Raw genomic sequence first — 12,532 nt, 5'->3', positions numbered from 1 at the left:
GTGGGGTTCGTCGAGCCAATATGCGGTCGACGATCAAGCGAGCTAAATCCCAAAGGCTGCCCGAGGGAACCCAGTCTCGGTCGGAAGCCCTAACGATGCAAACGTGCATCCCGGCAACCCCGGTTTGGTGTCAACCAAGTCCGCGACGGTCTTGATCCAGTTCGAGCGCGGTGCGATCTTCTGCAATAGGAACCAGACAATAGAGACTAGTCCATAGAGCCTGGTCAGCGCGTTGCCGTCCAAATTCAGAGCAATGAAATATGGTTCAGTAGGAAGTGCAGACAGTGGATTCAGGGATACCTGATTCCAAACTCGAGTGTGATGAGCACAGCGGTTGCGCAGAAGATTGATCTCCTGCAGCCAGCGAGCGAAAATCCGCGCATCAGTCAAACCAAACCTAGCCAGAACTTGGTTCTGGTAAGTGCCGTTAAGCATCTCGAAGTAGCGAGAAAGGGCACCAAAATCCCACGCCTCTACCGCTACCCAGAAAGGAATCGGTCTCCCCGACCGGCGATGCCACTCGATGGAATCCTCGGTACTTCTGTTCAGCAGCTCCTGCTGCCGAGCCACCCACTCGTTCCATTTGTTACGGACCTTGCCGCGCGAAGTGAAGTTCTTGGCGTACTTAGGCTGGATGAACTTTGGATCGGTGTACCCCATAGGGTGGTGATAGCCTACAACGTGAGCGATCACAGTCTTCAGGTTAACCTCTAGCCGCTCGATAGCATCAAGCATGAGTAGTCGCAGATGTTTATCGAACTGATAGAGGGCAACAGCGTCATCAAAATCGGCACCATTTGCGAACATATCCTGGCGAAGCGGCTTTCCCGATATCGGACAGATTTTAGTCAGGTTAGTCGCAGGATCCTTGTCAAACTCGCGGGCGGGATACCAATAGCCACTAAGGCGGTAATACCCCAACTGAGCGAGCTTACGCTCTGCGCGTGCAGGGTCCGCTACGTGCATATTGCGCTGAGTAAGGAGGGCGACAAGGTCTGGATAGGTTCGGAAAGGCTTTGGAGCCAACAACTTCCATGTCTCCAGAAATAAGAAGGCCCGAACATAATGCCGGACCAAGCCAGCACCAGAGGATCGGGCGCGATTGGGCATAATATTGCCGAATGCACTATCTAACGTCAAGCGAAAATCGCTTGACGAAAAATGCGTCGAAACAGGTGCGGAAAATCAATGAGGCTTGTGTCATGAGAGAAAGAAATCGTGCGATGCGGAGCACAATGAAAAAAGCCAACGCCTCTTAAGCGTTGGCTTTTTGTTTAGCATGGTTCAACTGTTTGCGGGAGTTCTCGTTTATTTTGAGAACCCACAGGGCCGGATCAGAAATCCAGGTTGGACACCGCCAACGCGTTGCTCTCGATGAAGTCACGACGTGGCTCGACCGCATCACCCATCAGGGTGTTGAAGATCTGGTCCGCGCCAATGGCGTCTTCGATGGTGACTTTCAGCATCCGGCGCGAGCCCGGGTCCATGGTGGTTTCCCACAGCTGATCCGGGTTCATCTCACCCAGACCTTTGTATCGCTGGATGGTGTGGCGCTTGGTGCTTTCGGCCATCAGCCATTCAAGGGCTTCCTTGAACTCGGTCACGGACTTCTTGCGCTCACCGCGTTGGATATACGCACCTTCGTCCAGCAGCGTGCTCAGTTGCGCGCCGAGGGATACCACGGTCTTGTAATCGTTGCTGCCGAAGAAGTCGCGGTTGAAGGTGACGTAGTTCGACAGGCCGTGGGAGATCAGTTCGACCTCCGGCAGCCAGACGTTACGCTCACGGTCTTCGCGCAAGCTGGCCTTGTAGACCAGGCCGGATTTTTCCACGGTGCGCAGGCGTACTTCGTACTGGGCCAGCCAATCCTGCATCGCTGCGTGATCGGACAGTTGCTCCAGGCTCACGGCTGGCAGGTAGATGAAGTGCTCGGTCAGTTCCTGTGGGTACAGGCGCGACAGGCGCTTGAGGGTCTTCATCACCAGGCGGAAGTCATTCACCAGGCGCTCGAGGGCTTCACCGGAAATGCCCGGGGCGTCTTCGTTCAGGTGCAGGCTCGCATCTTCCAGGGCCGACTGCGTCATGTACTCTTCCATGGCGTCGTCGTCTTTGATGTATTGCTCTTGCTTGCCTTTCTTGACCTTGTACAGCGGCGGCTGGGCGATGTAGATGTAGCCGCGCTCGATCAGCTCCGGCAACTGACGGAAGAAGAAGGTCAGCAGCAGGGTACGGATGTGCGAGCCGTCGACGTCAGCATCGGTCATGATGATGATGTTGTGATAGCGCAACTTGTCGATGTTGTACTCTTCGCGGCCAATGCCGCAGCCCAGCGCGGTGATCAAGGTGCCGACTTCCTGGGAGGAAATCATCTTGTCGAAGCGCGCCTTCTCGACGTTGAGGATCTTGCCCTTGAGCGGCAGGATAGCCTGGGTGCGACGGTTGCGACCCTGCTTGGCGGAACCGCCAGCAGAGTCACCTTCCACGAGGTACAACTCGGACAGGGCAGGGTCCTTTTCCTGGCAGTCAGCCAGTTTGCCCGGCAAGCCGGCGATGTCCAGCGCGCCTTTGCGGCGGGTCATCTCACGAGCCTTGCGCGCCGCTTCCCGGGCACGGGCGGCGTCGATCATCTTGCCGACCACCAGCTTGGCTTCGTTCGGGTTCTCCAACAGGAAGTCGGAGAAGTACTTGCCCATTTCCTGTTCGACCGCAGTCTTCACTTCGGAAGACACCAGCTTGTCCTTGGTCTGGGAACTGAACTTCGGATCCGGCACCTTCACCGAAATGATCGCCGTCAGGCCTTCACGGGCATCGTCACCAGTGGTGGCGACTTTGTGCTTCTTCGCCAGGCCTTCCTGTTCGATGTAGTTGTTCAGGTTACGGGTCAACGCCGAACGGAAGCCCACCAGGTGGGTCCCGCCGTCGCGCTGCGGAATGTTGTTGGTGAAGCACAACAGGTTCTCGTTGAAGCTGTCGTTCCATTGCAGGGCGATTTCGACGCCGATGCCGTCTTCACGCTGGACGTTGAAGTGGAACACCTGGTTGACCGCAGTCTTGTTGGTGTTCAGGTATTCAACGAACGCACGCAGGCCACCTTCGTACTTGAACAGCTCTTCCTTGCCGCTGCGCTCGTCCTTGAGGACGATGCCGACACCGGAGTTGAGGAAGGACAGTTCACGAATCCGCTTGGCCAGGATGTCCCAGCTGAAGTGGATGTTCTTGAAGGTTTCGCTCGAGGCCTTGAAGTGAATCTGGGTGCCGGTGGACTCGCTGTCGCCAACGATCGCCATCGGTGCCTGAGGCACGCCGTGGACGTAGGTCTGTTCCCAGATCTTGCCGCTGCGGCGAACGGTCAGGACCAGTTGCTCGGACAGTGCGTTCACCACCGAGACACCTACGCCGTGCAGACCGCCGGATACCTTGTAGGAGTTGTCGTCGAACTTCCCGCCTGCGTGGAGGACGGTCATGATGACCTCGGCGGCGGAAACGCCTTCCTCTTTGTGCACGTCTACCGGGATGCCACGGCCGTTGTCGCGAACGGTGATGGACTCATCCGGGTGGATGATGATGCTGATGTCGTCGCAATGGCCGGCGAGGGCTTCGTCGATGGAGTTGTCGACCACCTCGAACACCATGTGGTGCAGACCGCTGCCATCGTCGGTGTCACCAATGTACATACCGGGACGTTTGCGTACGGCATCCAGGCCTTTCAGCACTTTAATGCTCGTTGAGTCGTACGTATTTTCTTCGCTCAATGCCTTCACTCCCGATGGTCGTGGGTCTGGGTGATACGGCCCTGTTCCACGTGGAACAGAGCGACTGGCGTTTCCGTCTGCCAGCCTTCCCTCAATAATTCGTGGTCTACACAGGTGATGAACACCTGGCAGCGTAAGTCTTCCAGCAAGCGGCACAATGCGCGACGGTGGGCTTCGTCCAGCTCGGACGGCAAATCATCCACCAGATAAATACACTGACCGCGACGGGCCTGGCTGACCAGATGCCCTTGGGCAATACGCAAGGCACACACCACCAACTTCTGCTGCCCCCGGGACAAGATGTCCGCGGCATTATGTGCGCCCAATCTGAGACGCAAGTCAGCGCGTTGTGGTCCAGCCTGGGTATGGCCCATCTGTTGGTCTCGCTGCAGCGAGCCAGCCAGCACGGTGCTCAGTTCCCGGTCCTTGTCCCAGCCTCGGTAATAGCTGAGCGTCAGGCCCTCAAGCTCAACCAGTTCGCTCAAGGTCTGCTCGAAGACCGGTTTCAAGGCTTTGATGTAAGCGCGGCGGTATTCATCGATTTCAGCGCTGGCCTGGCACAGTTCCCTGTCCCAAACCGCTTGCGAAACGGCGTCAAGTGTACCATGTCGCAGCCAAGAGTTTCGCTGGCGCAGCGCCTTCTGCAGGCGTTGCCAAGTCATCATGAAACGCGGTTCCACGTGGAACACGCCCCAGTCGAGGAATTGCCGGCGAATCTTCGGTGCGCCTTCCAACAGGCGGAAGCTGTCCGGGTTGATCAGCTGCAACGGCAAGATCTCAGCCAGTTGTGCAGCACTGCGGGCGTTCTGCCCGTCAATGCGGATCTGGAACTCGCCTTGCCGGTCCCGCGAAATCCCCAGGGCGCTGTGGCCGCCTTCCGCCAGTTCTACCTGTCCGAACACCGTGCACGCCAGTTGATCGTACTGGATGACCGGTAACAGGCGGGTGCTGCGAAAGGAACGGGCAAGCCCAAGCAGGTGCACGGCTTCCAGGACGCTGGTTTTGCCGCTGCCGTTGGCGCCGTAAAGGATATTGATGCGGGGGGAAGGGGAGAAGGTCACCGGGTGCAGATTGCGCACCGCGGTGACCGAGACGCGACTTAAGGACATCTAGCTGATTCTGATTACAGACGCATCGGCATGACAACGTAAGCCGAATCGTCGTTGTCAGACTCTTGCACCAGCGCACTGCTGTTGGAGTCGGACAGGATCAGACGTACTTGCTCGGTGGTCATCACGCCCAGCACGTCCAGCAGGTAGCTGACGTTGAAGCCGATTTCCAGGGAACCGCCGTTGTAATCAACACCGACTTCTTCTTCCGCTTCTTCCTGTTCCGGGTTGTTCGCCTGGATCTTCAGTTGACCATTGGCCAGTTGCAGACGGATGCCGCGGTACTTCTCGTTGGACAGGATCGCGGTACGGCTGAAGGCTTCACGCAGCGCTTGGCGATCGCCCAGTACCAGCTTGTCACCGCCTTTTGGCAGCACGCGCTCGTAGTCTGGGAATTTGCCGTCCACCAGTTTCGAGGTGAAGGTGAACTCGCCGGTGGTGGCGCGGATGTGGTGCTGGCCCAGCACGATGCTGACGTTGCCATCCGGCTCGGTCAGAAGGCGGGCCAACTCCAGGATACCTTTACGCGGCACGATCACCTGGTGGCGATCCGGCTGACCGATATCGGCCTGCATCGAGCACATGGCCAGGCGGTGCCCGTCGGTGGCGACGGCGCGGATAACACCGGCGGACACTTCCAGGAGCATGCCGTTGAGGTAATAACGCACGTCCTGCTGGGCCATGGCGAAGCTGGTGCGTTCGATCAGGCGACGCAATTTGCTCTGGTCCAGGCTGCAGGTCAGCGAACCCGGGCCTTCTTCAACGGTTGGGAAATCGTTGGCGGGCAGTGTGGACAACGTGAAACGGCTGCGACCGGCCTTGACCACGAGCTTCTGCTCATCAACCTTGATGTCGATCAGTGCGTCGTTGGGCAGGCTCTTGCAGATGTCCATCAGCTTGCGCGCCGGCACGGTGATGGAACCCGGATCGGCCGGTTCCTCAAGTTGCACACGACCGACCAGCTCGACTTCCAGGTCGGTACCGGTCAGCGACAATTGCTGGCCTTCGACAACCAGCAGCACGTTGGAAAGTACCGGCAAGGTCTGGCGGCGTTCGACGACGCCTGCGACCAGTTGCAGGGGTTTCAACAGGGCTTCGCGTTGAATGGTGAAATGCATGGTCTAGTCCCTTGCCTTAATAAGCTGCGCTGGTGGTCATCAAGTGGTCAGTGTACGCAGCAGGTTCTTGTAGTCCTCGCGGATGTCCGCGTCGGATTCCTTAAGTTCGTTGATCTTGCGGCAGGCGTGCAACACGGTGGTGTGGTCGCGTCCGCCAAACACATCGCCGATTTCCGGCAGGCTGTGGTTGGTCAGTTCCTTGGACAGGGCCATGGCCACCTGGCGCGGACGTGCCACCGAACGCGAACGGCGTTTGGACAGCAGGTCGGAGATCTTGATTTTGTAGTATTCGGCAACCGTTCGCTGAATGTTATCCACAGAAACCAATTTGTCCTGAAGTGCCAACAGATCCTTCAAGGATTCGCGAATCAGCTCGATGGTGATATCGCGGCCCATGAAGTGCGAGTGAGCGATCACTCGCTTGAGAGCGCCTTCGAGCTCGCGCACGTTCGAACGAATACGCTGGGCAATGAAGAAGGCGGCGTCGTGAGGCAGCTCGACCTTGGCCTGGTCGGCTTTCTTCATCAGGATCGCGACCCGGGTCTCCAGCTCCGGCGGCTCGACGGCTACCGTCAGGCCCCAGCCGAAACGCGACTTGAGGCGTTCCTCGAGGCCTTCGATCTCTTTCGGGTAGCGGTCACTGGTGAGAATGACCTGCTGCCCACCTTCAAGCAAGGCGTTGAAGGTGTGGAAAAACTCTTCCTGGGAACGTTCCTTGCGGGCGAAGAACTGAATGTCGTCGATCAACAAGGCATCCACCGAACGGTAGAAACGCTTGAACTCGTTGATGGCGTTCAGTTGCAACGCCTTGACCATGTCGGCCACGAAACGCTCGGAATGCAGGTACACGACCTTGGCATTCGGGTTCTTCTTTAATAGGTGGTTGCCCACGGCGTGCATCAAGTGAGTCTTACCCAAGCCGACGCCGCCATACAGGAAGAGCGGGTTGTAACCGTGCTTGGGATTGTCCGCGACCTGCCAGGCCGCCGCGCGAGCCAGTTGGTTGGATTTACCTTCGACGAAATTCTCGAAGGTAAAGGTCCGGTTCAGGTAACTGGTGTGCTTGAGCGCGCCTTCGACCTGGACGGTACGCTGTTCGGCCCGAATCGGAGCCTGCTGGGAGCTGGCGCCGGCCATCGGGTCGAAGCTGTCCCGGGAAGGCTCTTCGCTGACTTCGGCAACCTTTTGTGCGTTGCGTTTGCTCGGGGCGGGCGAGGGCGCCGGGGCGGCATGGTTGGTGACCGGTGCCGGAGCGGCCTGCTGGGCCTGGGAAGCGGCGGCAGCCGCCAGCGGTGCATTGGGTGCAGCGCGGGGTGCCGAGCTGCGCTTGCTGCCTATTAATAAGGACAACGCAGGCGCCATGCCATTGCCATGCTCGTCGAGCAGTTCCATGACCCGGCCCAGGTACTTTTCGTTGACCCAGTCGAGAACGAAACGGTTCGGTGCATAGACACGCAACTCGTCGCCTTCGGCTTCGACCTGTAGTGGACGGATCCAAGTGTTGAATTGTTGGGCAGGCAGCTCATCGCGCAAAAGCTCCACGCACTGCTGCCAAAGTTCCACTGACACGGATATCCCCTAAGTTGAAAGCCGGTGAGGCAAAAACAAGCGGCCATTGTAGCGAGCAGACGTGCACTTATCCACACGCAGCTTGCTCATCAGCCATGATTTATCAATGCGTTAACCGAGAGAAAGGCGACCGGCGGTCAGTGGATAAGCTCTGTGGATAACCGCACTTGAGGTCGTTGCACAACTGGGGGCGAAACTCGGTGGATAACCAGCCTGTGGATAACCATGCATTCCACACACAGCTTATCCGACAGCGCAGCACAGGCTGGCCACTGCTTTCCCGCCTAGTTGTCATTCTCTGTACATGGCGGATTACAAGGCCTCAGCATGGTTATCCACAGACAGGTGGCGCCCTTGCTTTTATAAGCTTTACAGAAAAGCTTTAAATAATTCCCTTCTTTATTTCTATATCTAGCGCTGTGTGATGAATCCGCCGAAAGCGGCTGGATATCTATTTAAAGGAAACGCTGGTTGGAAATTGACCTAGAGGCTTGCTTTCTCTAGAATCCCCGGTCTCTTAAAACGGGGGCCATTCCGGCCCGTTGTGGACGAACCAGGTAACACGACATGAAACGTACTTTCCAACCAAGCACTATCAAACGCGCTCGTACCCACGGTTTCCGTGCTCGCATGGCTACCAAGAACGGTCGTGCCGTCCTGTCGCGTCGTCGCGCCAAAGGTCGTGCGCGTCTGGCAGTTTGATAATCCGGCACTGGAGGTGAGTCAGGACTTCAGTCGGGAAAAGCGTCTGCTTACACCCCGGCATTTCAAGGCAGTCTTTGACTCCCCTACCGGCAAGGTTCCGGGGAAAAATCTCCTGCTCCTTGCGCGCAGCAACGATCTCGATCACCCCCGTCTAGGGCTGGTTATCGGGAAAAAGAGCGTCAAGCTCTCCGTTCAGCGCAATCGCCTCAAACGTCTGATGCGCGAATCGTTTCGCCTGAACCAGGATTCACTGGTCGGATGGGACATCGTTATCGTCGCGCGCAAAGGTTTGGGTGACGTAGAAAACCCCGAATTGATTCAGCATTTCGGCAAGCTCTGGAAACGTCTGGCACGCAACAAGCCAGTACCAGCAGTCAACACCGAAACTGTAGGGGTAGACAGTCCCGATGCGTAAACTGGCACTCGTTCCGATCCAGTTTTATCGCTATGCCATTAGTCCTTTGATGGCCAGTCACTGTCGTTTCTACCCCAGTTGTTCCTGCTACGCGTACGAAGCCATAGAAAATCATGGCCTCCTGCGCGGTGGCTGGCTGACCTTTCGTCGTTTAGGTCGCTGTCATCCGTGGAATCCCGGCGGTTATGACCCGGTTCCGCCTATCCCTACCTCCCGTTCTTCTTCGATGGCCGAGTAATCATGGATATCAAACGCACGATCCTGATCGTCGCCCTGGCAATCGTGTCCTACGTCATGGTCCTTAAATGGAACCAGGACTATGGCCAGGCTGCCCTGCCGACTCAGAATGTTGCAGCCAGCAATACCGCACCGAGCCTGCCGGATGCTCCAGTTGGCAACAACGCTGCCAGCAATGACGACATCCCACGCGCGGCAAGCGATACCAGCGCTCCTGCCGAAGCCCCCGTGGCCGTAAGCAAAGATCTCATCCAGATCAAGACGGACGTGCTCGAGCTGGCAATCGATCCACAAGGTGGTGACGTCGCCCAGCTGAAGCTGCCGCTGTACCCACGTCGCCAGGATCATCCGGAAATTCCGTTCCAGTTGTTCGACAACGGTAACGAGCGCACCTATCTGGCCCAAAGTGGCCTGATCGGTACCAACGGCCCGGATTCGAACCCGGCCGGTCGCCCGGTCTACTCTGCCGAGAAGAAGACTTATCAACTGACTGACGGTCAGGACCAACTGGTTGTGGACCTGAAGTTCAGCAAGGATGGCGTCAACTACATCAAGCGTTTCACTGTGAAACGTGGCATGTACGACGTAACCGTCTCTTACCTGATCGACAACCAGAGCGCCCAGCCTTGGTCCGGTGCGATGTTCGCGCAACTCAAGCGTGACGCCAGCGACGATCCTTCCTCCAGCACCGCCACTGGCACCGCGACTTACCTGGGCGCCGCCCTGTGGACAAGTTCGGAGCCGTACAAAAAAGTGTCCATGAAGGACATGGACAAGGCTCAGCTGAAGGAAACCGTCCAGGGTGGGTGGGTGGCCTGGCTGCAGCACTATTTTGTAACAGCCTGGATCCCGCAGAAAGGCGACAGCAATGTCGTCCAGACGCGTAAAGACAGCAAAGGCAACTTCATCATCGGTTACACCGGCCCGACATTGACTGCCGCGCCCGGTGCAAAAGCCGAAACCAGTGCCGTTCTGTACGCCGGTCCAAAAAGCCAGGCGGTGCTGAAAGAGTTGTCCCCAGGCCTGGAACTGACCGTTGACTATGGCTTCCTGTGGTTCATTGCCCAGCCGATCTTCTGGCTGCTGCAACATATCCACAGCCTTGTCGGCAACTGGGGTTGGTCGATCATTTTCCTGACCATGCTGATCAAGGGGATCTTCTTCCCGTTGTCGGCCGCCAGCTACAAGTCGATGGCACGCATGCGTGCAGTGGCGCCGAAACTGGCCGCCCTGAAAGAACAGCATGGCGATGACCGGCAGAAAATGTCCCAGGCCATGATGGAGCTGTACAAGAAAGAGAAGATCAACCCGCTGGGTGGTTGCTTGCCGATTCTTGTGCAAATGCCTGTATTCCTCGCGCTTTACTGGGTTCTGCTGGAAAGCGTGGAGATGCGTCAGGCACCGTTCATGCTGTGGATTACCGACCTGTCGATCAAGGATCCGTTCTTCATCCTGCCGATCATCATGGGCGCGACCATGTTCATCCAGCAGCAGCTGAACCCAACGCCTCCGGACCCGATGCAGGCGAAGGTCATGAAAATGATGCCAATCATCTTCACCTTCTTCTTCCTGTGGTTCCCGGCGGGTCTTGTGCTGTACTGGGTTGTGAACAACGTGTTGTCCATCACCCAGCAGTGGTACATCACGCGTAAGATCGAAGCGGCGACGAAAAAAGCCGAGGCGTAACTTGCTCTGTGGATAACCACACAAAACGCCCCCTAGTGGGGCGTTTTGCTATCTGTCACTTTTGTCTGGATACCGGTTTATGAGCGCACCGCGTGAAACCATCGCCGCCGTTGCCACCGCCCAAGGTCGCGGCGGTGTCGGCATCGTCCGTATTTCGGGGCCCCTGGCCAGTGTCGCGGCCAAGGCTATCAGCGGTCGTGAACTCAAGCCGCGGTTCGCCCATTACGGCCCGTTTTTCAGTGATGACCAGCAGGTGCTCGACGAAGGGCTGGCCTTGTATTTCCCAGGGCCGAATTCGTTCACCGGCGAAGACGTCCTGGAACTGCAGGGACACGGTGGCCCCATTGTGCTGGACATGCTGCTCAAGCGTTGCCTTGAACTGGGCTGTCGCCTGGCCCGGCCGGGTGAGTTCAGCGAACGGGCGTTCCTCAACGACAAGCTCGACCTGGCCCAGGCCGAGGCGATTGCCGATTTGATCGAAGCCAGTTCTGCACAGGCCGCCCGCAACGCCTTGCGTTCCTTGCAAGGGGCGTTCTCCCAGCGTGTGCATAACCTCACTGAACAGTTGATTGGCTTGCGGATCTACGTCGAGGCCGCTATCGACTTCCCTGAAGAAGAAATCGACTTCCTCGCCGATGGCCACGTATTGAGCATGCTCGATAAAGTGCGCGATGAATTATCCACAGTACTGCGCGAAGCCGGGCAGGGTGCCTTGTTGCGCGACGGGATGACCGTGGTGATCGCTGGCCGACCGAATGCTGGCAAATCCAGCCTGTTGAACGCCCTGGCCGGCCGCGAGGCGGCGATCGTCACCGAGATCGCCGGCACCACCCGGGATATCCTCCGTGAACATATCCACATCGACGGCATGCCGCTGCACGTGGTAGATACCGCCGGTTTGCGTGACACCGAGGACCAGGTGGAAAAAATCGGCGTTGAGCGGGCGCTCAAGGCTATCAGTGAAGCCGACCGGGTATTGCTGGTGGTGGACGCCTCCGCGCCGGAAGCGGACGATCCCTTTGCCTTGTGGCCTGAATTCCTCGAGGTTCGCCCGGATCCGGCGAAAGTCACCCTGATTCGCAACAAGGCCGATTTGACCGGGGAAGCGATTGCCCTGGAAATCAGCGATGACGGGCACGTGACCATCAGCCTGAGCGCGAAATCGGCGGGCGAGGGCTTGGAGCTGCTGCGCGAGCACCTCAAGGCCTGCATGGGCTACGAACAGACCTCGGAAAGCAGCTTCAGCGCCCGCCGACGGCACCTTGAAGCATTGCGCCATGCCAGCGCGGCCCTGGAACACGGTCGCGCGCAGTTGACCTTGGCGGGGGCGGGTGAGTTGTTGGCCGAAGACCTGCGCCAGGCGCAACAGTCCCTGGGGGAAATTACCGGCGCCTTCAGCTCCGATGACCTGCTGGGACGAATCTTTTCCAGCTTCTGCATCGGTAAATAACCCTACCGGACTGACGACGAACCTGTGGCGAGGGAGCTTGCTCCCGTTCGGCTGCGAAGCAGTCGTAAACTGGCGGGTGCGGTGTGTCAGGTACTCCGCATTCGGCAGGTTTTGGGGCCGCTTCGCGACCTAGCGGGAGCGAGCTCCCTCGCCACAGGCCCATAGCTCTTTAGGAACCGCATCACGTCTTTGCAACCGGGTTTTTCCTCGAAGGCCTATCGAGCACAACACAAACCCGGTCCTTCCTCTCCTTTTTTGCACCGATTGCCGTTGATGGCGGCTTGCCTGTGGACGCTGCGGCGACCTTGGCCGCTGTTTTCTGTGGATTAAGCCCTGTGAATAACTGCCATTGAGGTCGGTTGATAAGCGGCCTTCAAAACTGAAGATAACCACCTCTGTGGATAACCACCTCATTCATCCACAGGCTTACACCGGTTATCCAAGCCCCTCACGGCCACATGACCACAGGGTTTTAAATCTCTGTACACACC

General features: G+C 57.8%; 10 protein-coding genes. 5 read left to right on the top strand and 5 right to left on the bottom strand.

Annotation, left to right across the window (positions count from 1 at the left end):
- Positions 1 to 42 precede the first annotated feature (42 nt).
- From AD659_RS27985 to dnaA, 5 genes are all read right to left on the bottom strand, one after another.
- Entirely contained in the window at positions 43 to 1,140 is a 1,098-nt protein-coding gene (locus AD659_RS27985) for an Abi family protein (RefSeq protein ID WP_231987662.1), read from the bottom strand.
- 194 nt (positions 1,141 to 1,334) lie between these two features.
- A complete protein-coding gene (gyrB, locus tag AD659_RS27980) occupies positions 1,335 to 3,752 on the bottom strand; it encodes a DNA topoisomerase (ATP-hydrolyzing) subunit B (protein WP_053127133.1) in 2,418 nt (805 codons plus the stop codon).
- A 5-nt stretch (positions 3,753 to 3,757) separates the two neighbouring features.
- Positions 3,758 to 4,861 carry a DNA replication/repair protein RecF gene (gene recF, locus AD659_RS27975; RefSeq protein WP_053126833.1) on the bottom strand — a complete coding sequence of 368 codons (1,104 nt, stop codon included), beginning with the start codon at positions 4,859 to 4,861 and terminating at the stop codon, positions 3,758 to 3,760.
- A 14-nt stretch (positions 4,862 to 4,875) separates the two neighbouring features.
- Complete coding sequence (gene dnaN, locus AD659_RS27970; protein ID WP_003177083.1) at positions 4,876 to 5,979, bottom strand: DNA polymerase III subunit beta; 1,104 nt, start codon at positions 5,977 to 5,979, stop codon at positions 4,876 to 4,878.
- A 39-nt stretch (positions 5,980 to 6,018) separates the two neighbouring features.
- Positions 6,019 to 7,548, bottom strand: coding sequence for a chromosomal replication initiator protein DnaA (gene dnaA / locus AD659_RS27965; protein ID WP_053126831.1), 1,530 nt, complete (start codon positions 7,546 to 7,548; stop codon positions 6,019 to 6,021).
- Positions 7,549 to 8,115: 567 nt separating this feature from the next.
- Between dnaA and rpmH the strand changes: the two genes are divergently transcribed.
- The 5 genes from rpmH (at position 8,116) to mnmE (ending at position 12,041) form a co-directional block, all read left to right on the top strand.
- The gene (gene rpmH / locus AD659_RS29665) at positions 8,116 to 8,250 is read left to right on the top strand and encodes a 50S ribosomal protein L34 (protein ID WP_003213577.1); all 135 of its coding nucleotides are present in this window, start codon (positions 8,116 to 8,118) and stop codon (positions 8,248 to 8,250) included.
- 16 nt (positions 8,251 to 8,266) lie between these two features.
- The gene (gene rnpA / locus AD659_RS27960) at positions 8,267 to 8,668 is read left to right on the top strand and encodes a ribonuclease P protein component (RefSeq protein WP_003207107.1); all 402 of its coding nucleotides are present in this window, start codon (positions 8,267 to 8,269) and stop codon (positions 8,666 to 8,668) included.
- Entirely contained in the window at positions 8,661 to 8,906 is a 246-nt protein-coding gene (gene yidD / locus AD659_RS29660; protein WP_010465488.1) for a membrane protein insertion efficiency factor YidD, read from the top strand. The genes rnpA and yidD overlap by 8 nt, the downstream gene beginning before the upstream one ends.
- A 2-nt stretch (positions 8,907 to 8,908) precedes the next feature.
- Positions 8,909 to 10,591, top strand: coding sequence for a membrane protein insertase YidC (gene yidC, locus AD659_RS27955; RefSeq protein WP_053126829.1), 1,683 nt, complete (start codon positions 8,909 to 8,911; stop codon positions 10,589 to 10,591).
- A 79-nt stretch (positions 10,592 to 10,670) separates the two neighbouring features.
- Positions 10,671 to 12,041 (top strand): tRNA uridine-5-carboxymethylaminomethyl(34) synthesis GTPase MnmE, encoded by a 1,371-nt coding sequence (gene mnmE / locus AD659_RS27950; RefSeq protein WP_053126827.1) that lies wholly within the window; start codon positions 10,671 to 10,673, stop codon positions 12,039 to 12,041.
- The last annotated feature ends 491 nt before the right edge of the window (positions 12,042 to 12,532 follow it).

Source organism: Pseudomonas thivervalensis, assembly GCF_001269655.1.
Taxonomy (GTDB): Bacteria; Pseudomonadota; Gammaproteobacteria; order Pseudomonadales; family Pseudomonadaceae; genus Aquipseudomonas; species Aquipseudomonas thivervalensis.
This window is presented reverse-complemented; position numbering and strand designations above follow the sequence as displayed.

What these genes read in the sequence shown, in the direction of transcription:
- recF (WP_053126833.1), bottom strand. Translation starts at nt 4,861, where the DNA reads ATGTCCTTAAGTCGCGTCTCGGTCACCGCGGTGCGCAATCTGCACCCG.
- dnaN (WP_003177083.1), bottom strand. Translation starts at nt 5,979, where the DNA reads ATGCATTTCACCATTCAACGCGAAGCCCTGTTGAAACCCCTGCAACTG.
- rpmH (WP_003213577.1), top strand. Translation starts at nt 8,116, where the DNA reads ATGAAACGTACTTTCCAACCAAGCACTATCAAACGCGCTCGTACCCAC.
- yidD (WP_010465488.1), top strand. Translation starts at nt 8,661, where the DNA reads ATGCGTAAACTGGCACTCGTTCCGATCCAGTTTTATCGCTATGCCATT.
- yidC (WP_053126829.1), top strand. Translation starts at nt 8,909, where the DNA reads ATGGATATCAAACGCACGATCCTGATCGTCGCCCTGGCAATCGTGTCC.
- mnmE (WP_053126827.1), top strand. Translation starts at nt 10,671, where the DNA reads ATGAGCGCACCGCGTGAAACCATCGCCGCCGTTGCCACCGCCCAAGGT.